Origin of the sequence: Sphingomonas montanisoli (assembly GCF_008274695.1) — a bacterium.
GTDB classification, from domain to species: domain Bacteria; phylum Pseudomonadota; class Alphaproteobacteria; order Sphingomonadales; family Sphingomonadaceae; genus Rhizorhabdus; species Rhizorhabdus montanisoli.
Window position 1 is genome coordinate 129,450 of record NZ_VTOU01000001.1, and the last position, 21,158, is coordinate 150,607.

The following is a 21,158-nucleotide window of genomic DNA, read 5'->3' on the forward strand; positions in this document are numbered from 1 at the left end:
CGACGCGGCAATCCGCTCCGGCCTGCGGACTGGATTGCTTCGCTACGCTCGCAATGACGAGAATTGTTGAGTGTCCTTGATCGGCCATAAAGAGGAAATCAGCGCCTTTCGCGAGGCACTCGATTCCGGCCGAATTCATCATGGCTGGCTGCTCGCGGGGCCGCAGGGTGTTGGCAAAGCGCATTTCGCGCTCGCGGCGGCCACGCGAATGCTCGCGGACGCCGCAGGGCCGCCGGTGTCGCTACCGGGGCTCGACGTGCCGGCAACCCATCCGATCGCCAATTATGTCACGCAGGGTTCGCATCCCGATCTCAAGATTCTCGCCCGGCTTGCCAAGGACAAGGGTGATGAACTCGCGCGATCGATCAGCATCGATCAGGTGCGCTCGCTCCAGTCGATGTTCGCCACAACCCCCAGCTTCTCGCAGCGCCGCGTCGTCGTCATCGATGCGATCGACGATCTGGAGCGCCCCGCCGCCAACGCGCTCCTCAAGAATCTCGAGGAGCCCCCCGTCGGGACGATCTTCCTGCTCGTCAGCCACGCACCGGGCCGGCTGCTGCCGACGATACGATCGCGCTGCCGCCTGCTTCGCTTTGGCCGCCTGTCCGACAGTGAAATGGCGCGCGCGATTGCCGAGGCCGACCCCGAACTGCCATCCTCCGAGGTCGATGCGCTCGTTGGGGTGGGGGAGGGCTCGCCCGGCCGCGCTCTGGGCTTCGCCGGCCTCGATATCGCCGCGCTCGACGCCGCGATGGAAACGCTTGCTTCAAAGGGCGACCCCACCAACGCGCTGCGCGCCGATCTCGCCCGCAAGCTTGGCCTGAAGGCCGCGCAGCCGCGCTACGAGGCGTTCCTCGAGCGCGTCCCCGCCCGCATTGCCGCCGAGGCGAAGCGCCGTCGCGGGCAGGCGGGCACCGATGCGATAGTGCTTTGGGAACAGGCGCGCGCGATCGGCGACAGCGCGGTACGCATCTCGCTCGATCCGCAGACCACCGTGTTCGAACTCGGCACGCTGCTCACGCGGCTTGCGGCCTGACAGTTGCACCTGTCACGAGGCGCTCCTAAAGCCTCGGCCATGTCCGAACCTTTCTACGTCACAACCGCGATCAGCTATCCCAATGGTCGCCCGCATATCGGCCACGCGTATGAAGCGATCGCTGCCGATGCTATCGCGCGTTTCCAGCGGCTGATGGGCCGCGATGTCCGTTTCCAGACGGGAACCGACGAGCATGGCCTCAAAATGGCGCAGGCGGCCCGCGCGCGTGACATCACCCCGCGCCAGCTCGCAGACGAGATGTCGGGCTATTTCAAGGAAATGGCAGACAAGCTGGACATTTCCTGTGATCGCTTTATCCGCACAAGCGACGAGGATCATTACGCCGCCAGCCAAGCTATATGGAAGGCGATGGAGGATGCGGGCGATCTCTATCTCGATCGTTACGAGGGCTGGTATTCGGTCCGCGACGAAGCCTTTTACGACGAGAAGGAACTGATCGACGGGGAAGGGGGCACGAAGCTCTCGCCGCAGGGCACGCCCGTCGAATGGACCGTCGAGGAAAGCTGGTTCTTCCGCCTGAGCAAATATCAGGAGCCGTTGCTGGCGCTCTACCGCGAGCAGCCCGATTTCATTCGGCCGGAAAGCCGCCGCAACGAGATCGCCAGCTTCGTTTCGGGCGGGCTCAACGATCTGTCGGTGTCGCGAACCAGCTTCGATTGGGGCGTGCCGGTGCCCGGGTCGCCAGGTCACGTCATGTACGTCTGGGTCGACGCGCTGACCAACTATATTACCGGCCTCGGCTATCCGAACGGCGGCGATCTTTGGGACCGTTTCTGGCCCGCCAACGTCCACATCATCGGCAAGGATATCGTCCGCTTCCACGCGGTCTATTGGCCGGCCTTCCTGATGTCGGCGAAAATCGCACTGCCCAACCAGGTTTTCGGCCACGGCTTCCTGCTCAACAAGGGCGAGAAGATGTCGAAGTCGGTCGGTAACGTCGTCGATCCGATCGCGATGGCCGACACCTATGGCGTCGATCAACTCCGCTACTTCCTGCTGCGCGAAGTCAGCTTCGGTCAGGATGGAAGCTATAGCCATGAAGCGATTGTAAATCGGTCAAATTCCGAACTCGCCAACAGCTTCGGAAATCTTGCGCAGCGCACGCTGTCGATGATCTTCAAAAACCTGAACGGCGAGCTTCCGGCGATCGATCGCAACGAAGATGACGCCGCGCTGGTGCGCACGGTCGCCGCAGCGTGCCTCGACGAACTGCCGCGCGCGTTCGAGCAATTCGCCTTCTCGATCGGTATCGAGGCGTGGATGAAGGCCGTGTTCGCCTGCAACCAATATGTCGACGCCCAGGCGCCATGGACGCTGCGCAAGACCGATCCCGATAGGATGAAGGTCGTCCTCGGCGTGCTGTTCCAGGCGATCCGTGACCTCGCCATCGCTATCAGCCCGATCATTCCCACATCGGCGGGCAAGCTGCTCGACCAGATGGGAATCGCCGCCGATGCGCGCGATTTCGCCGCGCTTGAGCGGCAGGGCTGGTATGACGAACTGCGTGCCAGCGGCTTCGTCCTAACTCAGCCGAGCGGGCTTTTTCCGCGTCTGGAGCTCGAAGAAGCCTGATGTTCGTCGATAGCCACTGCCACCTCAATTATGCCGGCCTTGCCGAGCGGCAAGACGAAGTGCTGGCGAAGGCGCGCGCGGCGGGCGTCTCGACGATGCTCAACATCTCGACGCGCGCCGCCGAATGGGATGCGGTGCTCGCGGTGGCGGAACGCGAGCCCGATGTCTGGGCGAGCATCGGCATCCATCCGCACGATGCCGACACGCATGCGGATATCGAAACCGCCTTGCTGGTCGAAAAGGCTGCCCATCCGCGCATCGTCGGCATCGGCGAGACCGGTCTCGATTTCTATTACGACAAGTCGGATCGCGATCGACAGCGCGCGAGCTTCCGCCGCCACATCGCCGCGGCGCGGGAGACTCGCCTGCCCCTGATCGTCCACACCCGAGAGGCGGAAGACGACACGCGCGATATCCTGACCGACGAAATGGGGAAGGGCGCCTTCTCCGGCGTCATCCACTGCTTCACCGCCAGCGCGGCGCTCGCGAAAAACATGATCGACCTCGGCTTCTATATCTCGCTGTCGGGGATCGTGACCTTCCGCAATGCCGCCGATCTGCGCGAGACGGCGCATCTGATCCCGCGCGATCGCCTGCTGATAGAAACGGATTCGCCGTTTCTCGCGCCCGTGCCGCACCGGGGCAAACCGTGCGAGCCGGCGTTCGTCACCGATACGGCGCGCGCGCTTTCGACCGAACTCAACTGGCCGATCGAGGATCTCGCCGCGCAGACGAGCGCCAATTTCTTCCGCCTCTTCCGCAAGGCGGCTGTATGAAGCTGCGCATCCTCGGCTGTGGCACATCGTCCGGCGTGCCGAGGATCGGGAATGATTGGGGCGATTGCGACCCGGCGGACCCGCGCAACCGCCGCACCCGCGCGTCGATCGCCGTCGAAAGCGACGATGTCCGCATCCTGGTCGACACCTCGCCCGACATGCGCCAGCAGTTGCTCGATGCTGATATCGGCTGCATCGACGCGATCCTGTGGACGCACGATCATGCCGATCATTGCCACGGTATCGACGATGTCCGGCAGCTGTTCCACGCCCGCGGAACACCGGTTCCAGGCTATGGCTTCGCCCAGACGATGGCGTCGCTTCGCGAGCGCTTCGCTTATGCCTTTTTCGGCCGCGACGGCTATCCGCCCACAATCGACGGCCACGATCTTCCCGATGATCTGACGATCGGCGACGTTCGCATCCGCCATGTCGCACAGCCCCATGGCAACATCTTCAGCGCGGGATTCCGCTTCGATTGTGGCGAGCAAGCGATCGGATATTCGACCGATTTTCACCTGGTTACACAGGATATGTTGGAATTATTCGCAGGTGTCGACATCTGGGTGATCGACGCACTGCGTGCCCGGCCACACCCGACCCACGCGCATCTCCAGCTTACCCTCGACGCAATTGGTCAGGCAAAACCGGGCAGGGCGATCCTGACCCATATGGACCAGTCGATGGACTTTGCGTCGCTCGCGCCGACTTTGCCGCCGGGCGTGGAACCGGCCCATGACGGACAGGTTTTCATCCTATGAGCGGAGACCAGATCGCAAGCAGCATCTTCGTTGCCTTGTTGCTGTTGCTCGTCCTCAGTGGGCTGGTCGCGCGGCGCGTTCCGGGCAGCGCTTATTTGAGCATGGCGGGCTTGTGGGTGCTGGTGATCGTGGTCGTGACCGCCGCGATCTGGCTGATCTACGGCCGCTAACGGTCGCAAGCCGAATAGTCACCGTCGAGGCAGGCGTCATAGCGTTTGCGCCAGGCGGCCAGTTTGCGCTGATAATCGTCCATCGCATCTGCATTCGATCGCCGAACCTTAGCATTGCCGACGTCACGCCGTTCGGTCGCCGCCAGAGCGCGGCGGTTGAGTTGCTCGGTCCGCAGCCGATCGGCACGATGCGCTGCATCCTCAGCGCGGGCGACAGCTGCCTGAGAAAGGATCAGAAGTCCAAGAAGGTGTTCGCGCCGCATATAAGGCGCCGATATCGGTCGACGGATTACGGCCCGCTGAATGATATGGCATGATCGATATTTAACATAATATATATTATCGCACCAAAGCGGATCTTGCGGAGGGCGGCGCTCTCTCACATTGCCATCCCATGATCGCACCCCCTCACGACATTACCATCCGCCCCTTGGAGCAAAGCGATCTCGCCACAGCTCTGGTGATGCAGAACCAAAGCTATCCCGCTTTCCTTTGCGAAGAGCCTGCAGCCTTTGCGAGCCGGATGCTCGTGCCCGGCAGCCTCTGCCTCGCCGCAATCCGATCGGACCGATTGATTGCCTATCTGATCGCGCATGGATCGGCCGCCCGATCGCCATTTCCGGTCGGCCATGTGCTTGGCCCTGGCGATGCCGGCCATGATGTGCTGTTCATCCACGATCTGTGCGTATCCACCGCCGGTCGCGGCATTGATCTTGGACGCAGGATCATCGACCATGCCTTCGATCTCGCCACGACGGCCGGCCTGCGCCGCGCCGAACTGATCGCGGTCGAGGGCGCGGAAAGCTATTGGCGCGGGCTCGGTTTTGTCGAGGAAGAGGTTTCGCCGGCATTGGCCGCCAAGGTCGCTTCCTACGGCGCCGATGCCCGCTGGATGGCGCGAGATATTCGTGCGATGCGGTGAATCATGCGCTTCGATCGTCGTCAGCTTCTTGCTCTGTTGCCCGCCCTTGCGCTGGCGCGGCCCGCCTCGGCCCTGACGCTTGCCGATCCCAAGGATGTTTTCCAGAAACAGCTCGACATGTTCTGGCCACTGTTCATGTCGCTGCCCAATGTGCGCGAGCCGGCGCACGATGCCGATGCCCGCGACATCTGCTTCATGTTCACCAACAAGAGCTGCTCGATCTGCAAGTCGGTGCACCGCGCCTATCGATCGGGCTTCTCGAAGCTCGAAATGCGCTTCATCGTCTATCCGTGGCCCGGCGATAACAATCGCGAGCTCAACTATCTCTATCGGCGCGAGACGAGCTTCGCCGATCTTGACGCTTATATGATGGGTGAGCCGGTGCCGCTGACCGCCTCGAACAGCCCGGATCTGCCCGATCAGGTGCTGATGGCGGGCCGCCATATCGCCGAGGAACTGATCGAGGGCGGCGGCTTCGGCACCCCCTTCTTCCTGTACGGCTCGGGCGCCGCAACCAAGGGACCGGTCACTTACACCGCCGGCGATATCGGGGCGGTGCAGGACATGTTCGACAAGGCGGTTTGAGGACTACTTCCGCCCGAACAGTTTCTCGATTTCACCATGCCCCAGCTTGATCCAGGTCGGCCGGCCGTGGTTGCACTGGCCCGAATGCGGCGTGACCTCCATTTCGCGCAGTAGCGCGTTCATCTCGGCGACCGACAGGGTCCGTCCTGCCCGCACCGATCCGTGGCACGCCATCGTCGCGGCGACATGATCGAGCCGCTCCTTGAGCGATAGCGCCTGATCATAAGCGGCCAGTTCATCGGCCAGATCGACCACGAGCCCGCGCACGTCGCCCTGCCCCAGCAGCGCCGGCGTCGCGCGGACGAGGATGGCGGCGGGGCCGAAGCGTTCCAGTTCCAGTCCCATTTCGGCGAGTTCGCCGGCCCTCGCCTCGATCCGGTCGCACGCGACCTCATCGAGTTCGACCACCTCGGGCAGCAGCAGCGCCTGCGCCCGCGCGCCGCCCTCGGCCATCGCGCGCTTCATCCGTTCGAGCACGAGCCGCTCGTGCGCGGCATGCTGGTCGACGATGACCAACCCGTCGTCGGTCTCGGCGACTATATAAGTCGCCGCGATCTGACCGCGCGCAATGCCGAGCGGATAATGATCCGGTGTCGGTGCGGGCGCTTCGGCCGGCTCGGCCCTGCCCATCGGCTGCGGCGCGAAAGCGGGGGCATGATCCCACACCGAACCCTGCCCCCCTTCCCCGCCGCCTGCCGGCATCGGATAAGCGAAGCTGGGGGATCGCATCGGCGGCGGCGCAAAGCTGGACCCGCTCTCCCAATTGCCGAGCGCCGCCACCGACGCGCGATGCGCGCTGCGATGCCCTGCCTCATCGAGCGCCGCGCGCAGTCCGCCGACGATCATCCCGCGGATCAGCCCCGGATCGCGGAAGCGAACCTCGGTCTTGGCCGGATGGACGTTGACGTCGACCAAGTCGCCGGGAAGTTCGACGAACAGGGCCACCACCGGATGCCGGTCACGCGCCAGCATGTCCTGATAGGCGCCACGCACCGCGCCGATCAGCACTCGGTCCTTCACCGGCCGGCCGTTGACGAACAGAAATTGGTGGTCGGCAACGCCGCGATTGAAGGTCGGCAGACCCGCAACCCCGGTTAGCGATATGCCCTCGCGCCCATAATCGACCGCGACGCTGTTCGCTGCCAGCTCGCGATCAGTGAGCGCCGCGACCCGCTGCGCGCGGTCCTCGCCCGGCGGCACGCTGAATGCGCGGCGGCCGTCATGCTCCAGCGTGAAGCCGATATCGGGCCGCGCCATCGCAAGCCGCTTCACCGCATCGACGCAGGCCGCATATTCGGCGCGGGCCGATCGCAGGAATTTGCGCCGCGCAGGCACCTTGCCGAACAGTTGCGCGACCTTGATGCGCGTGCCGGGCGGCAGGGCGGCCGGCCCCTCCCCCGCAAGTGCGCCGTGATCGATGCGGCGCAGCCACCCGTCGGCGCCACGCACCCGGCTTTCGATCGTCAGCTCGGCGACACTCGCGATCGAGGGCAGCGCCTCGCCCCGAAAGCCAAGAGTCGTCACCGCTTCGATCGCCTCATCGGGCAGCTTCGAGGTCGCATGCCGCTCCAGCGCCAGCGCGATATCGGCGGGCGCCATGCCGCATCCGTCGTCGATCACTTCGATCGAAGCGAGCCCGCCCTCACCCAGCGCAATCGATATGCGGGTGGCGCCGGCATCGATCGCATTTTCGACCAATTCCTTCAGCGCGCTGGCGGGCCTTTCGACCACTTCACCGGCAGCAATGCGATTCACGAGATGCTCGGGCAGGCGGCGTATTGACATGGGGGTTGCTCTAGCCCAAGCGGCGCCTTTCCGCATCCTCGTTTACGGTTCTCAAAGGCCGATATATTCGGGGCGGCGACATCGCACGATACGCCCATAAAACGGACGGACGAATGCTCTTTCAGCGCCTTTTCAAATTCATGTCGCACGATATGGCGATCGATCTCGGCACCGCCAACACGGTCGTCTACCTGCGCGGACGCGGCATTGTTCTCAACGAACCGTCGGTCGTAGCGATCGAAACGATCAACGGCGTCAAGCGCGTCAAGGCGGTCGGCGACGATGCCAAGCTGATGATGGGCAAGACACCGCACCAGATCGAAGCGATCCGCCCGTTGCGAGACGGCGTCATCGCCGACATCGACGTCGCCGAACAGATGATCAAGCACTTCATCCAGAAGGTGCATGGCGGCAAGGCGCGTCCGTGGCGCTTCCCGGAGATTGTGATCTGCGTGCCGTCCGGCTCCACCTCGGTCGAGCGCCGCGCGATCCGCGACGCCGCGTCGAATGCCGGCGCATCGCAAGTCTGGCTGATCGAGGAGCCGATGGCGGCCGCGATCGGCGCGGGCATGCCGGTGACCGAACCGGTCGGGTCGATGGTCGTCGACATCGGCGGCGGCACCACCGAGGTCGCCGTCCTGTCGTTGCGTGGTCTGGCCTACACCACCTCGGTCCGCGTCGGCGGCGACAAGATGGATGAAGCGATCAGCTCCTATGTTCGCCGTAATCACAACCTGCTGATCGGCGAAGCGACTGCGGAGCGGATCAAGCAGGAAGTCGGCGTCGCCAAGATGCCCGCCGACGGCAAGGGCCTGACGATCCAGATAAAGGGCCGCGATCTCGTCAACGGCGTGCCGAAGGAGATCGCGATCACCCAGGCGCAGATAGCCGAAGCGCTGACCGAGCCGGTCTCCGCGATCGTCGAAGGCGTCCGCATCGCGCTCGAAAACACGCAGCCCGAACTCGCAGCAGACATCGTCGATCAGGGCATCGTCCTCACCGGCGGAGGCGCGCTTTTGCAGGGGATCGACGAGGTTCTTCGTGAAGCGACGGGCCTGCCGGTATCGATTGCCGACGATCCGCTGACGTGCGTTGCACTGGGCACCGGTCGCGCGCTGGAAGACCCTGTCTTCCGCGGCGTGCTCCAGACCGCCTGACGAGGCGCTGAGCGGCGATGGCGGCGCCCCGGCACCGGCGTCGAGGCTTTTCACGCCGCGTCCAGTACAGCCTGTTCGCCGGCTATGTGCTGGCGGTCGTGGGTGTGATGGTCGCGGTGGCGTTGCTCGCCATCGCGCATCTCGATCCGCGCGCCTTCGCGACATTGCGTGGCATTGCGATCGACGCGGGTAGCCTCATCAGCGGCCCGCCAAGGGCGATCGTTCGCGGCGCCGCGGATCTCAGCGCGGATGTCGATGCGTATTTCGACGCTGCCGCCCAGAACCGCGACCTGAAGCACCGGCTCGACGCGAGCGAACGGGCCCGGATCGGGGCGCAGGCGCTGACCCTTGAAAATGCCCGCCTCAAGCGGATGGCGCTTCTTGTCGAACATCTGCCGCGCCCGCTGCTCGGTGCCCGGATCGTCGGATCGACCCCGACGGCCGCGCGCCGTTTCGTCACGCTCGCCGCCGGCAGCAGCGATGGCGTTCGACCTGGGATGGCGGTGCGGGCACCGGAAGGGCTGATCGGGCGTGTGTTCGAAACCGGGCTGATCGCGTCGCGCGTGCTGCTGCTCACCGATGGCGAGAGCGCGGTTCCGGTGCGGATGGCCCGCAACGGTCTCGCTGCGCTCGTCACCGGCCGGGGCGACGGCAGCGTCGAGATACGCGGGCTGATCGCGGGCGGCCGCCCCTTCCGTCGTGGTGATCTGGCGCTCACCTCGGGCGTGGGCGGGGTCTATACGCCCAACGTGCCCGTCGCGGTGGTCGTAACCGTCACCGGCGATCGCGCGATCGCGGCACCGCTCGCCGATCCTGCGCGCGTCGGCATGGCGCTAGTCTATCCGATCTACCAAGCGCCATCGGAAGCTGCTCCATCGCAGCCCAAACCGTGATAACTGGACCATGATCGCCGTTCGTCCCCGTCCCCTGCCCGTATGGCTGCCGTTCAAGGCCCGGCTCGTGCCGGTGCTGTCCACGATGGCGGGATCGGCCGTCGTATTGCTGCCGATCGTCGCGGTCGGCCCCTCCATGCCGCCTTTCGGCCTGCTGATACTGCTCGCGTGGCGGCTGCTGCGACCGGAAATGTGGCCGGCCTGGGTGGCTTTGCCGCTCGGCCTGTTCGACGATCTGCTGTCGGGCCAGATGCTCGGTACGTCGATGGCGATCTGGACCGTCGCCTCGTTGATCTTCGACTGGATCGATCATCACCTGCTTTGGCGCGATTTCTGGATGGAATGGGCTTTGGCGTCCCTAACCATCCTTTTCGCCGTCGTCGGGGGCTGGGCCGTGTCGCGTAGCTATATCGCTTACGGATCGGTGGTCGTGGCGATGCCGCAGGCAATATTGGCGGTGCTCGTCTTCCCTGCTTTGGTGCGCCTTGTCGCCGCCCTCGATCGCTGGCGGCTTGCCCGATGAAGTTCGGGCGGACTACGCGGATCGTCACCGAACAACTGCAGGCGTTCAGTTTTCAACGGCGCGCCTTCGTTCTCGGCGCAGCGCAGGCCGGATTCGGCGGGCTCCTCGCGACACGCATGGGCTGGCTCGCAATCGCGCAGAACGAACGTTACTCGACCCTTGCCGAGAATAATCGTGTCCAGATGACGCTTGTGCCGCCGCGCCGGGGATGGATTATCGATCGCGCGGGGAAGCCGATTGCGATCAACCGCACGGTCTTCCGCGTCGACATCATACCCGATCAGCTACGCAATTCGGCCACGACTCTCGCCTCACTTCAGCAGCTTCTCGCACTTACCGCCGAAGATCTCGACCGGATCCGCGAGGATTTGGGCAAGGCGCGCGGCTATCAGCCGGTCGCCGTCGCCGACAACATCCCTTATGAGCGTTTTGCCGCCGTCAGCGTGCGACAGTCCTCGCTGCCCGGTGTCGCGCCGTCGAGCGGCTATGGCCGCTTCTACCCCGCCGGTCCGGCGGTCGCGCATCTTGTAGGCTATGTTGGGCCCGCCTCAGCAGCCGATTATGACCGTACGCGCGACCCCCTGTTGATCACACCTGGTTTCAAGATCGGAAAGGAAGGTCTTGAAAGAACGATGGAGCCCTGGCTACGTGGTAAGCCGGGAGCCAAACGCAGCGAGGTGACCGCGCGCGGCAAGATCGTCCGCGAACTGACGACCCGGCCCGAGGTGGTGGGCAACGCGCTCCAACTGACGATCGACGCCGGACTTCAGAGCTATGCAGCGCGCCGGCTCGGCATCGAAAGCGCCTCAGCGGTCGTGATCGACACGCACACCGGGGGCATCCTCGCGATGGCATCGATGCCTGCTTATGATCCCAACGGCTTTTCGGACGGCATCAGCCATCGCGAATGGGACATGATGTCGTCGAACGACCATCTGCCGCTGACGAACAAGGTCATGCAGGGGCTCTATCCGCCCGGTTCCACCGTCAAGCCGATGGTCTCGCTGGCGCTGCTCGAGGCCGGAGTAGATCCGAACCAGACGGTCGTGTGCACCGGCCGCTACCGGCTCGGGAACAGCTATTTCCACTGCCACAGGCATAGCGGACACGGCTCGGTCGACATGGCGCGCGCCATCGCCGCCAGTTGCGACATCTATTTCTATACGATGGCGCGCGTCGTTGGGATCGATCGGATCGCGGCGACGGCGCGTATGCTCGGCATGGGCGAGGAGTTCGTTCTTCCCATGCCGTCGCAGCGTTACGGCACCGTGCCTGACACCGACTGGAAGCTGCGCAAGTATAAGCAGCGCTGGACGACCGCCGACACGCTCAATTCCACCATCGGCCAGGGCTATATGCTCGCCAACCCGCTCCAACTTGCGGTGATGGCCTCGCGGATCGCGAGCGGGACGTCGCTTGCTCCGCGCCTGATCGTCAACAAGCGCTATCCGGAACAAGGCGGTGCGCTCGACGTCGATCCGCGTAACCTCGAGATCGTTCGCGCAGGGATGGCCGGCGTCGTCAACGGTCCCTGGGGTACGGGCGGCCAGGCACGCCTCAATCTGTCGACTGGCGAGCAGCTTGCGGGAAAGACCGGGACTGCGCAGGTTCGTCGCATCTCGATGGCGATGCGTCGCGCGGGCATGACCGGCACCGACGGCATGCCGTGGAAATATCGAGAGCATGGGCTGTTCATCGGCTTCGCGCCGGTTGTCGATCCGCGCTACGCGGTTTCCGTAGTCGTCGAACATGGGCTGCACGGCACGGCGGGCGCGGTCGTGGCGCGCGATCTCATCACCTATCTTTATGATCCCAAACGCGCGCTTGATCGCCTGCGCACGCTTGAGGAAGGCTGGGGCGGCACGATCGAGCAACGCATGGCGGCCGATGCGTGGCGATGGGACCATCGCAACGATCCGCCAGTCCCCGTCGTGAAACCTGCCTCGCCACTGCCCGTCGTGCCTTCGCCCCCGGTGAACGACGGCGACGATGCCCAGGATGACGAAAGATGAGCCGCGATTCGCTCGTCCCCCCGCCGCTGCGCCAAATTCCCTGGAAAATGCTGGCGCTGGTCTGCGCGATTGCCGGGTTCGGCCTCGTCGTTCTCTATTCGGCAGCCGGCGGCAGTATGACGCCGTGGGCGCAATCGCAGGGCACGCGCTTTCTGGCGTTTCTTCTTCTCGCCATTCTGCTCTCGCGCGTCGGCGAAGAAGGGGTGAAGCAGGTCGCCATTCCAGCTTATGTCATCCTGCTCGGCATGCTCGTTGCAGTCGAACTGTTTGGCTTCGTGCGCGGGGGAAGCCGGCGCTGGCTCGATCTCGGCATCATCCGGCTGCAACCGTCGGAACTGATGAAGGTCGCGATCGTACTTGCGGTCGCCCGTTTCTACGATCTGCTTCCCGCCAGCGCGATCCGCAGCTGGACCGCGATCTGGATTCCCGCGGTGATGATCGGCTTGCCCGCGATCCTGGTGATGGCGCAACCCGATCTGGGTACCGCGATCATGATCTGCCTGGGCGGCGTGACGGTGGCGTTCCTCGCGGGCATTCCCTTGCGCTTGTTCGTCGGCGCGGCCCTCGCCCTTGCTGCGGCGCTCCCGCTCGCACTGTCGATGATGCATGGATATCAGCGTGATCGCGTGGAAATCTTCCTCAATCCCGAAAGCGATCCGCTTGGCACCGGCTATCACATCATCCAATCGAAGATCGCGATCGGATCGGGCGGTGTTTTCGGCAAGGGCTTCCTAGGGGGCACGCAGAGTCACCTCGATTATCTCCCCGAACGCCACACGGACTTTGTATTCGCCACGATGGCCGAAGAATGGGGACTCGCCGGGGGCATCGCGATCATCGGTGCCTATCTGCTGGTCCTGCGCTGGGGAATGGGTGTGGCGGGCCGTGCGCGCTCGCGCTTCTCGCGACTGACTGCGGCGGGGCTGACAACCACGATCTTCTTCTACGTCGCGATCAACCTGTCGATGGTGATGGGTTTGGCACCCGTCGTGGGCATCCCCCTGCCCCTCGTCTCGTTCGGCGGATCGGCGATGATGACCGTGCTGATCTGCCTTGGCCTGCTGATGGCGATCGACCGCTCCGCCCGGCGAAATTGAGCTTTTGAAAAAACATTCGTTTTGACGGTTTACAAGCGCTGCGCCCCCGGCTAACAGCGCGCCTCACCCACGGCGGGAGGCACCAACCTCCCCTCTGAGGCCGAGGTGTGGACGCATAGCTCAGTTGGTAGAGCAGCTGACTCTTAATCAGCGGGTCCTTGGTTCGAGCCCAAGTGCGTCCACCATTTTCTTCGATAAATTTTTCAATAAGAGTGGCACGCACGCTAGTGCGTGTTGAGCTGTCGTCACACCAGTTCGGCCGAATTGCTTGAGCAACTTTACAACGGTCACCAAACGGGTCTTTTCCGTCGCGTAACAAGCAGATGTGGCGCCGCTCCTTCGCGTAGCTTATGCCTGCAATGAGAGCTCTCGCGACGAAGAAAGACGGTTCATGGCCCTGGTGAAGAAGGCGGCGTTAGGCAGGCGCACTGGCAAGACGCCGACGGCCCCTGTTACAAAGGTTGCGCCGACGGCAGTCAGCCCTTCGCCTCGTACGCGGACGAGAAAGGCCGCGACCGCGATAGAACGGCTCGATCAGGCCACTCAAGAGCTGGCAAGTGGTCTGGCGCAATCTGCGTCCGCTGCCGCAGAGCTGCAACGCAATGTCGAACAGATGGCCAGCGGCGCGGAAGAAGCTGCGGGCGCCGCGCAGGAATCGCTCGGCCTGATCGGGCATTTGCGCGCCCAGTTTCGAGAGGCCAGGTCGCGCGCCGCGGCGGCGCAGAGTCAGACCGAACGTCTCGAAAGCTCGTTCGTCGAGACGGTGGCCCAGATCGACGCGTCTGTCGCCTCGATCGACCTCAATGCCAGGCGCCAGATCAACTCGGTGATGATGATTGGCCAACTCGGGGCCGCCGCAGATCGGATCGGGGCGCTCGGCGACACCGTCGTGGATCTCGCCGAACAGACCGGCATGCTTGCGCTCAATGCATCGATCGAGGCCACCCGCGCCGGTGATAGCGGACGTGGATTCGGCATCGTCGCCGACGAAGTCCGCCTGCTGGCTGAAGGATCGGAAGCGAACGCGGAGAATATCCGTCGGCTAGCGAATGGCATCGTCGAGGAGGTCCGCGCCATCGTGGGTCGCATCCAAAGTGCGAGCGACCTCGCGACAACAGAAGCGAAGAACGGCAATACGGTAAGCGCGGCATTGTCCCTGTCTCGCAACGAGCTCGGCCTGGTGCTCGATGGCGCGCGGGAGATCGCGACGGCGGCGGTCCAGGCCGAAGGAGCCGCTACCGAGGCCGAGCGTGGCGCCGAACAGGTCGCGAGCGCGGCTGAGGAGCAATCTGCGGCGGCGGCCGAAGCCCAACAGGCGATCGAACAGCAGGCGGTCTCGCTTGAAGAGAGCCAACAGACCGCGGAGGCGCTTGCGGTGCTGAGCGGCGTGCTCGGCGACGGCGGCAGCGATGCGACCGCCGTCGAGCAGGTCGCCGTGTCGGCCGAGCAACTGTCGGCGACCGTCCAGGAATTGTCGGGCGCCTCGAGCCAGATCCAGATCGCGATCGAGCAAATCGTGCGCGGCACCCAGATTCAAAGCTCCGCTACGCTCGAAGCAAGTACGGCGATGGGCCAGATAGAAACCAGCGCCGACGTCGCGCGGGATCGCGCCCAGCAAACGGTCGACCGCCTCGACATTGTGGTGGCCACCGTCACCGATGGCAGCGCGACATTGAAGGGGCTCGTCGACGGGGTCGGCGCCGCCGTCGTCGAAACCCGGTCGGTTCTGGACCTGCTCTCGGCCCTGAGCGACACAGCACGCCGTGCCGAAAAGATCACGGATGCCCTTAGTCTGGACGCGCTCCAAACCAACATGCTCGGCGTAAACGGCGCGGTCGAGGCGACGCGGGCCGGAGAAGCCGGTCAGGGCTTCGCGACCGTCACCGCCGACATCAGAAAACTCGCGCGCAATCTCGCGGCGAATGCCGAGAACGGCAAGGATATCGTGCGCGCGATCCAGGACGGGATAGCAGGTGCCCGTCGCGATCTCGATCAGATCGCCGCGGCTGGCGAGGCGGAAAGCGCGCGCAATCAGGCACTGCTCGATCGCTTTGCCGAAATGAATGCCGAGCTTGGTAAAGTTCGCGCGGACAATCAGGTCATCCTCGATGGTACCGACGCGATACAGAGCGCCGCGCGCGAGGTTCGCAGCGGATGTGACCAGATTGCCAAAGCCGCCGAAATCGCCGCCGACGCGGCGCGCGAGGCGGGAGCTGCAGCGCAGGAGCAGGCCCAGGGTGCCGAAATGCTCGCCGCCGCGATCGAGGACATCGCCTCACTCGCGGCTTCGCTCAATGCCCAGGCGCCCAGCGCAGCATGACCGCCGCCATGCGGCGGGGGGATGAGGCCGCAGCGCGGCTGATCGTGCACGCTGGCGCGCGGCGCTTCGCCCTGCCCGCGTCCCAGGTTCGCGAATTGGTGCGGCTACCGCGACTGACCAAGGTCCCGCTGGCATCCGCCGGGTTGCTCGGGCTCGCACAAGTCCGTGGCGAAACGCTCGCGGTCCTGTCGCCCTTGGTGCACGACGGCGCCTCGCATCACCCCCGTCAGTTGGTCGTACTGGACGGGGCCGAGCGGATCGCGCTCGCGGTCGATATGGTCGAGCGGGTTACGCACGACGACGACAGCGCCACCACGCTCGATATCGACGAACTGGTTCGAACCGTCAGTCCACCCCGACCGGCAGCGCGCCGCATTCTGGGTTCGGGCGCCAGGACCACAGCCAGCGCCGCACGCGATGAGCGTCTCCCACTGCTGCGGTTCACGATCAGTGATCAGCTCTTCGCCTTGCCGCTCGACGAGATTGTCGAGGTGTTGAATGTTCCGCAGGTCGCCCCCCTGCCCGGCGCCGACGATGCCGTGTTTGGATTGATCGCCTGGCGCGAGACGAGCCTCGGCGTCCTTTCGGCAGCGAGCTTGCTCGGCCTGCACCGGGCGGCAGTCACCGCGCAGAGCCGGGTGATCGTCGTTGCGCTGGGATCGCACCGGTTCGGTCTGCTCGTCGATCGAAGCGACGGCCTGCTGCGGGCCTCGTCCGACCGGATCGATCCGATACCACCGACGCTGACACGCAGTGATGCCGAGGCGCGCATTCGCGCAATCTGCCGCCCCGAAAACGGTGGTCCGCTCGTATCGATCCTCGGCGCAGATCATATACTTGCCGAAGCGCAGACAAGACGACTGTTGGTGACCGCGCAACAGTCCCATGACGCCACCGCGACGGCAGATGCATCAAACAATCGGCGTTTCATCATCGCCTGGATCGGCGAGCATCGCTTCGGCCTGCCCATCGAAGCGATCGAAAAGATCGCTCCGCGCCCAACGCTCGTAACCTCGATCCCCCGCACTCCGGCGTGGTTGACCGGGATGGCCGCGGTAAGCGGCGAACCGCTGATATTGATCGATCAGGTTCTGCGGCTGACGGATACGCCTGCAACCGGCAAGGCGCACATGATCGTCACCCAGATCGGACGGCAGCGGATCGGTTTTCTGGTCGATGAGGCGCGCAACCTGATCATCGCTCCCGCCGGCGCGCTCTCACCCGCACCAGTGCCCGAAACACTCGCCGGCGGGATTTACGGCGACGCTCTTCACTTCGATGACGACGCCGCGCTTGTGATCATCGATCCGGTCGCGTTGATGTCTTCGGCCGAACATGCGCTCATCGAAAGCCTCGGCAACGCATGACGAAGCTGCTGATCGTCGATGACAGTCCGTTGATGCGAAGGCTGCTGACCGATATCTTCTCCGCGGCTGGCGATTTCGAGGTGGCGGTGGCGCGCAGCGCCGACGAGGCGCTCCGCAAGCTCGCCGATGCAGCGCCTGACGTCATAACACTCGACGTGCACATGCCAGGAATGGACGGCCTCGCCTGCCTCGATCGGATCATGATCGAGCGACCTACTCCGGTGGTGATGGTGTCATCGCTGACGGATGAAGGCGCGGAAGAAACGCTCGAAGCGTTGGCGCTTGGGGCGGTCGACTTCGTTCCCAAGCCACGTGGGGCGATCTCGCTCGAAATCGAAGAGATCGCTGCGGGCCTCGTCGCCAAGGTGCGCGCCGCGGCCGCCGCCCGCATTCCGCGCAGCACACGCCTGACCGAACGCGTCCGTCGCCGGGCCAGAAGCCCGATTGCCCGCGTTTCAGCGACCTCTCCCGCGAAGCCGGTATCGCGCCGCCCGGGAAAAGCCGGGATCGATACGGCAGGCTTGAGCGGAATCGAAGCGGTTCTTGTCGGCGTTTCGACCGGCGGCCCCCCCGCGCTGGACCGGCTGCTTCGTCCGATCCCGGCCGATTATCCGTGGCCGATAGTAATCGCGCAACATATGCCTGCCGCCTTCACTGGTCCGCTCTCGCGTCGGCTGGACCGCACCTGCGCGCTCGTCGTCGTCGAGATCGGACAGGCCGTGCCACTCGAAGCCGGAACCGTCTATATCGGGCGCGGCGACGCCGACATTCTCTTTTCCCGGCGCGGCGGCGTGCCACATGTCATGGCGGCGCCGAGCGACACCACCCGCCTCTGGCACCCCAGCGCCGATCGGATGGTCGAAAGCGCAAGGAGCGCATTTGCGCCCGAGGCGCTGATCGGCGTGCTGATGACGGGGATGGGCAACGACGGAGCCGCGGCAATGTCAGCCCTTCGCCGTGACGGAGGACATGTTCTCGCGCAGGATGAGGCGAGTTCGGTCGTTTGGGGTATGCCCGGTGCCCTGGTCGCCGCCGACGGCGCCGATCTTGTCCTGCCCCTTGACGAGCTGGCTTCCCAGTTGCTCGCATGGGCGCAGTCATGAGCGATCCCGAGATCGTCCTCACCGGCCGCTCGCTCGAGCAGATCACCGCGCTACTATACCGCACGACGGGTATGATCTTCGGGGAAAAGAAGCGCTATTATATCGAGCGCCGCGTCGCCGAGCGGATGAAGAAGACCGCGATCACGGAGATTGCCCGCTACCTCATGCTCCTTGATCGCGATCCCTATGAGCGACAACTGCTCGTCAACGCGGTCACGATCAACGAAACCTATTTCTACCGCGAGGAGCATCAGCTTGCCGCGCTCGCCGATGAGATATTGCCGAGGATCGTAGCGACGAAGCGCCCTGGCGATCTCGTCCGCATCTGGTCGATGCCCTGCTCGACCGGCGAAGAGGCCTATTCGATCGCGCTGTGGCTGCTTGAAAAATGGCCTTTGGTGGACGCCTATCATGTCGAGATCGTCGGCTCGGACATCGACACGCATGCCCTGGAGGCGGCCCGCGAAGGCCGCTACGGAACCCGCGCGCTTTCCAAACTGCCCGAGCCGGTGATCGCCGCCTATTTCGAACGCGAACATGCGCATCGCCGCCGGATCGTCGATGATATGCGCGAGTCCGTCCTGTTCACGCAGAGCAATCTCATCGACGCGGCTTCGGTCAAGGCACAGGGGCGCTTCGACGTGATCCTGTGCCGCAACCTCCTGATTTATTTCAACGAAGAATCGCGTGGTCAGGCTGCCGAGCACCTCCACGACGCCCTGTTGCCGGGCGGTTATCTTCTGCTCGGCCATAGCGAGTCGATGGCGCGTATCGACGAGCGGTTCGAACTGGTTCGCTTGGACTCTGCAATCGTCTATCGTCGCCCTTGATGGACGAGCTCCTCTCCCAGTTCCTGATCGAGGGCCGCGACCTTGTCGCCGAGGCTCAGGAGGCATTGGTGGCGCTGAGCCGCGATCCTGCATCACTGGCGGCGATCGATTCGCTGTTTCGCGCAACTCATACGCTCAAGGGATCGGTCGCCCTGTTCGACATGGCCCCTGCCGAACGGCTGCTTCATGCAGCGGAAGCCCGGCTTGCGGATGTGCGCAAAGGTAAGGTTCCGCTCGATCCGGCGACACGGGATGGGCTCGTCGCAATCATCGACCAAACCGATCGCTGGATCGATGCGATGGAGACGCGCGGCGCGATCGACAGCGACGCGGAGGCCGCAACCCACAGGCTCGTCGCGCTGTTGGACAGCACCGTAACGCCCAAGGGAGGCATTACGGATGCCGGCGAGAACGCCGAACCCGATTGGCTCACCACGTTGCGTGGCCGATCCGATTTCGCTGACGTCGACATGGCGTCCGCGCGCACGGCGTTTCGCTACACGCCCGACCCCGACTGCTTCTTTCGCGGTGAGGATCCGCTGGCGATCGTATCGGGCGTTCCCGCGTTGCTCGCGCTCGCGATCTTGCCGGCTGACGGCGCATGGCCGGCCCTTGCCGACTGCGAGCCATTTCGTTGCATAAGCATCCTCGAGGGTGTCGCCGCAGCCGATGCAGATCAGGTTCGTGCCGCCTTTCGCCTCGTTCCCGATCAGATCCGGATTGCAGCTTTGGCGGGCGAGGCTACGGCCGTCCCAACCGATCAGGGGATACGCGCCGAACCCACGACGTCGTTACGCATCGATGCGGCGCGGCTCGACAAGCTCGCTGACCAGAGCGGTGAACTGGGCGTTGCGATCCGGGCGCTCGGCCCACTGATCGAAAAATTGCGGGCGAGCGATCCTCTGCTCGCCGCGGCATTCACCGCCGTCGAGGACGAGATCGGCCGAACCGCCGGTGCGATACAGCGCAGTATCGCGGGCGTCCGGCTCGTCTCGCTGGAACCTGTGCTGCGCCGGCTGCCGCGATTGGCGCGTGAAGCTGCGGCGAGCATCGGCAAGACGATCCGCTTCAGCTTGGATGGTGATACCGTCCAGGTCGACAAGCAGATCGCCGACCAACTGTTCGAGCCGCTCCTCCACCTTGTCCGCAACGCGATCGATCACGGAATCGAGCCGGCCGATGTGCGCGCCGCTCAAGCGAAACCCAACGAAGGCAGGATCGCACTCTCCGTCGTGCAGGACGGCGACAGCGTGGTTCTGACCCTGACGGACGACGGCCGGGGCATCGATCCTCACGCGATCAGAACCGCCGCTGTCTCCAAAGGATTGATCGACGCGGATCGGGCCGAATCACTCGGCGATGCGGATGCGTTGCGCCTGATCTTCCTTCCCGGCTTTTCGACCGTCGCGACGGCGACCAACCTGTCGGGCCGCGGGGTCGGGATGGATGCCGTACGCACCTCGGTCGAACGGCTGGCCGGTGCGGTGGCCATCGATAGTGTGGTCGGTGAGGGTACGACGATCACGCTGCGCTTGCCGGCCAGCGCGATCGTCACGCCGTTGTTGATCGTTGAGGTAGGCGACCAGACGATGGGGCTGCGTCTCGACCATATCTTGGAGACGACGCGGATAGAGGCCAGCGCGATCCAGCGCATCGGCCCTGGTCATGCTTGCGTGCTCCGCGATCAAACTGTCCCGGTGCTCGACCTGGCCGTGCTGCTCGGTCTGGGCGAAACCCAGGATGCGAAGGCCCGGCTCGTCATTACCGACGCGGGCGCAGGTCGCACCGCATTGCGGGTTGCTGGCTTCGGCGAGCGTTTCGATGCCGTCATTCGGGAGGCAGGCGGGCTGCTGAATGCGGTTCCGTCGATAGCTGGAACGACGATGTTGGCCGACGGAAGCGTGCTGCTCGTCCTCGACTTGCCTGAGATTCTCGCATGAACATCGCCCTTGCGCCCGATATGATCCTGCTCAGCGGCATCGCATCGGTCGAGGATGCGGAGCCTTTGCTCGCGGCCCTCATCGATCAACCGGGTTGCGCAATTGATGTCACCGGGCTCGATCGGGCTCATCTCGCCATAGTTCAGCTGCTCTGCGCAGCCGGTCGACCGTTGGTCAGCAAGCCAGGCGAAGGCTTTCTGCGCGATCTCCCGGCAATCGGATTGATCCAGATTAGTCCAAGATAATTCGGTACCGACCCGGTCTAATCCTCCCTATAAGCATCGAAAT

At 64.5% G+C, this 21,158-nt stretch carries 20 protein-coding genes and 1 tRNA gene; 19 read left to right on the top strand and 2 right to left on the bottom strand.

The genetic code is table 11. The features are described from left to right. The first annotated feature begins 70 nt into the window (after positions 1 to 70). Genes FYJ91_RS00675 through FYJ91_RS20470 form a run of 5 tightly spaced genes read left to right on the top strand, consistent with a single transcriptional unit; the run spans position 71 to position 4,336 of the window. A complete protein-coding gene (locus tag FYJ91_RS00675) occupies positions 71 to 1,036 on the top strand; it encodes an AAA family ATPase (RefSeq protein ID WP_149520363.1) in 966 nt (321 codons plus the stop codon). Positions 1,037 to 1,075: 39 nt separating this feature from the next. Further along, positions 1,076 to 2,629 (top strand): methionine--tRNA ligase, encoded by a 1,554-nt coding sequence (metG, locus tag FYJ91_RS00680; protein ID WP_149520364.1) that lies wholly within the window; start codon positions 1,076 to 1,078, stop codon positions 2,627 to 2,629. Beyond that, positions 2,629 to 3,405 carry a TatD family hydrolase gene (locus FYJ91_RS00685; RefSeq protein ID WP_149520365.1) on the top strand — a complete coding sequence of 259 codons (777 nt, stop codon included), beginning with the start codon at positions 2,629 to 2,631 and terminating at the stop codon, positions 3,403 to 3,405. The genes metG and FYJ91_RS00685 overlap by 1 nt, the downstream gene beginning before the upstream one ends. Further along, positions 3,402 to 4,166 (top strand): MBL fold metallo-hydrolase, encoded by a 765-nt coding sequence (locus FYJ91_RS00690; RefSeq protein WP_149520366.1) that lies wholly within the window; start codon positions 3,402 to 3,404, stop codon positions 4,164 to 4,166. The genes FYJ91_RS00685 and FYJ91_RS00690 overlap by 4 nt, the downstream gene beginning before the upstream one ends. Beyond that, positions 4,163 to 4,336 (top strand): hypothetical protein, encoded by a 174-nt coding sequence (locus tag FYJ91_RS20470; protein WP_181008291.1) that lies wholly within the window; start codon positions 4,163 to 4,165, stop codon positions 4,334 to 4,336. Before FYJ91_RS00690 ends, FYJ91_RS20470 begins: the two co-directional genes overlap by 4 nt. Here the strand turns inward: FYJ91_RS20470 and FYJ91_RS00695 are convergent. After that, a complete protein-coding gene (locus FYJ91_RS00695) occupies positions 4,333 to 4,599 on the bottom strand; it encodes a hypothetical protein (RefSeq protein ID WP_149520367.1) in 267 nt (88 codons plus the stop codon). The two genes, FYJ91_RS20470 and FYJ91_RS00695, sit on opposite strands and share 4 nt — an antisense overlap. 200 nt (positions 4,600 to 4,799) lie before the next feature. Between FYJ91_RS00695 and FYJ91_RS00700 the strand changes: the two genes are divergently transcribed. Both FYJ91_RS00700 and FYJ91_RS00705 read left to right on the top strand, forming a co-directional pair. Then, positions 4,800 to 5,258: a GNAT family N-acetyltransferase gene (locus FYJ91_RS00700; RefSeq protein WP_246152342.1), complete on the top strand. Its 459-nt coding sequence runs from the start codon at positions 4,800 to 4,802 to the stop codon at positions 5,256 to 5,258. 3 nt (positions 5,259 to 5,261) lie between these two features. Beyond that, the gene (locus FYJ91_RS00705; protein WP_149520369.1) at positions 5,262 to 5,843 is read left to right on the top strand and encodes a permease; all 582 of its coding nucleotides are present in this window, start codon (positions 5,262 to 5,264) and stop codon (positions 5,841 to 5,843) included. Between the two features lie 3 nt (positions 5,844 to 5,846). On the opposite strand, the gene mutL is transcribed toward FYJ91_RS00705, so the two are convergent. Continuing rightward, positions 5,847 to 7,628, bottom strand: a complete 1,782-nt coding sequence (gene mutL, locus FYJ91_RS00710; RefSeq protein WP_149520370.1) for a DNA mismatch repair endonuclease MutL — start codon at positions 7,626 to 7,628, stop codon at positions 5,847 to 5,849. Positions 7,629 to 7,741: 113 nt separating this feature from the next. Between mutL and FYJ91_RS00715 the strand changes: the two genes are divergently transcribed. From FYJ91_RS00715 to FYJ91_RS00770, 12 genes are all read left to right on the top strand, one after another. Beyond that, a complete protein-coding gene (locus FYJ91_RS00715; RefSeq protein ID WP_149520371.1) occupies positions 7,742 to 8,785 on the top strand; it encodes a rod shape-determining protein in 1,044 nt (347 codons plus the stop codon). Positions 8,786 to 8,802: 17 nt separating this feature from the next. Then, on the top strand, positions 8,803 to 9,678 hold the full coding sequence (locus FYJ91_RS00720; protein WP_149520372.1) for a rod shape-determining protein MreC: 876 nt from the start codon (positions 8,803 to 8,805) through the stop codon (positions 9,676 to 9,678). A gap of 10 nt (positions 9,679 to 9,688) precedes the next feature. Beyond that, entirely contained in the window at positions 9,689 to 10,201 is a 513-nt protein-coding gene (locus FYJ91_RS00725) for a rod shape-determining protein MreD (RefSeq protein ID WP_149520373.1), read from the top strand. Continuing rightward, positions 10,198 to 12,213, top strand: a complete 2,016-nt coding sequence (gene mrdA, locus FYJ91_RS00730) for a penicillin-binding protein 2 (RefSeq protein WP_149520374.1) — start codon at positions 10,198 to 10,200, stop codon at positions 12,211 to 12,213. The genes FYJ91_RS00725 and mrdA overlap by 4 nt, the downstream gene beginning before the upstream one ends. Next, complete coding sequence (gene rodA, locus FYJ91_RS00735; RefSeq protein WP_149520375.1) at positions 12,210 to 13,310, top strand: rod shape-determining protein RodA; 1,101 nt, start codon at positions 12,210 to 12,212, stop codon at positions 13,308 to 13,310. The genes mrdA and rodA overlap by 4 nt, the downstream gene beginning before the upstream one ends. A 109-nt stretch (positions 13,311 to 13,419) precedes the next feature. Beyond that, a tRNA-Lys gene (locus FYJ91_RS00740) sits at positions 13,420 to 13,495 on the top strand. A 428-nt stretch (positions 13,496 to 13,923) separates the two neighbouring features. Further along, the gene (locus FYJ91_RS00745) at positions 13,924 to 15,630 is read left to right on the top strand and encodes a methyl-accepting chemotaxis protein (protein ID WP_342787979.1); all 1,707 of its coding nucleotides are present in this window, start codon (positions 13,924 to 13,926) and stop codon (positions 15,628 to 15,630) included. Beyond that, a complete protein-coding gene (locus FYJ91_RS00750) occupies positions 15,627 to 16,997 on the top strand; it encodes a chemotaxis protein CheW (protein WP_149520377.1) in 1,371 nt (456 codons plus the stop codon). Before FYJ91_RS00745 ends, FYJ91_RS00750 begins: the two co-directional genes overlap by 4 nt. Further along, entirely contained in the window at positions 16,994 to 18,100 is a 1,107-nt protein-coding gene (cheB, locus tag FYJ91_RS00755) for a chemotaxis-specific protein-glutamate methyltransferase CheB (RefSeq protein ID WP_149520378.1), read from the top strand. Before FYJ91_RS00750 ends, cheB begins: the two co-directional genes overlap by 4 nt. Continuing rightward, positions 18,097 to 18,930: a CheR family methyltransferase gene (locus FYJ91_RS00760; protein ID WP_149520379.1), complete on the top strand. Its 834-nt coding sequence runs from the start codon at positions 18,097 to 18,099 to the stop codon at positions 18,928 to 18,930. The genes cheB and FYJ91_RS00760 overlap by 4 nt, the downstream gene beginning before the upstream one ends. Next, the gene (locus tag FYJ91_RS00765; RefSeq protein WP_149520380.1) at positions 18,930 to 20,870 is read left to right on the top strand and encodes a chemotaxis protein CheA; all 1,941 of its coding nucleotides are present in this window, start codon (positions 18,930 to 18,932) and stop codon (positions 20,868 to 20,870) included. Before FYJ91_RS00760 ends, FYJ91_RS00765 begins: the two co-directional genes overlap by 1 nt. A 20-nt stretch (positions 20,871 to 20,890) precedes the next feature. Continuing rightward, the gene (locus FYJ91_RS00770) at positions 20,891 to 21,115 is read left to right on the top strand and encodes a hypothetical protein (RefSeq protein WP_149520381.1); all 225 of its coding nucleotides are present in this window, start codon (positions 20,891 to 20,893) and stop codon (positions 21,113 to 21,115) included. Positions 21,116 to 21,158: the final 43 nt, after the last annotated feature.

What these genes read in the sequence shown, in the direction of transcription:
- FYJ91_RS00720 (WP_149520372.1), top strand. Translation starts at nt 8,803, where the DNA reads ATGGCGGCGCCCCGGCACCGGCGTCGAGGCTTTTCACGCCGCGTCCAG.
- FYJ91_RS00725 (WP_149520373.1), top strand. Translation starts at nt 9,689, where the DNA reads ATGATCGCCGTTCGTCCCCGTCCCCTGCCCGTATGGCTGCCGTTCAAG.
- metG (WP_149520364.1), top strand. Translation starts at nt 1,076, where the DNA reads ATGTCCGAACCTTTCTACGTCACAACCGCGATCAGCTATCCCAATGGT.
- FYJ91_RS00690 (WP_149520366.1), top strand. Translation starts at nt 3,402, where the DNA reads ATGAAGCTGCGCATCCTCGGCTGTGGCACATCGTCCGGCGTGCCGAGG.
- FYJ91_RS20470 (WP_181008291.1), top strand. Translation starts at nt 4,163, where the DNA reads ATGAGCGGAGACCAGATCGCAAGCAGCATCTTCGTTGCCTTGTTGCTG.
- FYJ91_RS00750 (WP_149520377.1), top strand. Translation starts at nt 15,627, where the DNA reads ATGACCGCCGCCATGCGGCGGGGGGATGAGGCCGCAGCGCGGCTGATC.
- cheB (WP_149520378.1), top strand. Translation starts at nt 16,994, where the DNA reads ATGACGAAGCTGCTGATCGTCGATGACAGTCCGTTGATGCGAAGGCTG.
- FYJ91_RS00700 (WP_246152342.1), top strand. Translation starts at nt 4,800, where the DNA reads ATGCAGAACCAAAGCTATCCCGCTTTCCTTTGCGAAGAGCCTGCAGCC.
- FYJ91_RS00705 (WP_149520369.1), top strand. Translation starts at nt 5,262, where the DNA reads ATGCGCTTCGATCGTCGTCAGCTTCTTGCTCTGTTGCCCGCCCTTGCG.
- FYJ91_RS00695 (WP_149520367.1), bottom strand. Translation starts at nt 4,599, where the DNA reads ATGCGGCGCGAACACCTTCTTGGACTTCTGATCCTTTCTCAGGCAGCT.
- rodA (WP_149520375.1), top strand. Translation starts at nt 12,210, where the DNA reads ATGAGCCGCGATTCGCTCGTCCCCCCGCCGCTGCGCCAAATTCCCTGG.
- FYJ91_RS00715 (WP_149520371.1), top strand. Translation starts at nt 7,742, where the DNA reads ATGCTCTTTCAGCGCCTTTTCAAATTCATGTCGCACGATATGGCGATC.
- FYJ91_RS00760 (WP_149520379.1), top strand. Translation starts at nt 18,097, where the DNA reads ATGAGCGATCCCGAGATCGTCCTCACCGGCCGCTCGCTCGAGCAGATC.
- FYJ91_RS00745 (WP_342787979.1), top strand. Translation starts at nt 13,924, where the DNA reads ATGGCCAGCGGCGCGGAAGAAGCTGCGGGCGCCGCGCAGGAATCGCTC.
- FYJ91_RS00770 (WP_149520381.1), top strand. Translation starts at nt 20,891, where the DNA reads ATGATCCTGCTCAGCGGCATCGCATCGGTCGAGGATGCGGAGCCTTTG.
- FYJ91_RS00685 (WP_149520365.1), top strand. Translation starts at nt 2,629, where the DNA reads ATGTTCGTCGATAGCCACTGCCACCTCAATTATGCCGGCCTTGCCGAG.
- mrdA (WP_149520374.1), top strand. Translation starts at nt 10,198, where the DNA reads ATGAAGTTCGGGCGGACTACGCGGATCGTCACCGAACAACTGCAGGCG.
- mutL (WP_149520370.1), bottom strand. Translation starts at nt 7,628, where the DNA reads ATGTCAATACGCCGCCTGCCCGAGCATCTCGTGAATCGCATTGCTGCC.
- FYJ91_RS00765 (WP_149520380.1), top strand. Translation starts at nt 18,930, where the DNA reads ATGGACGAGCTCCTCTCCCAGTTCCTGATCGAGGGCCGCGACCTTGTC.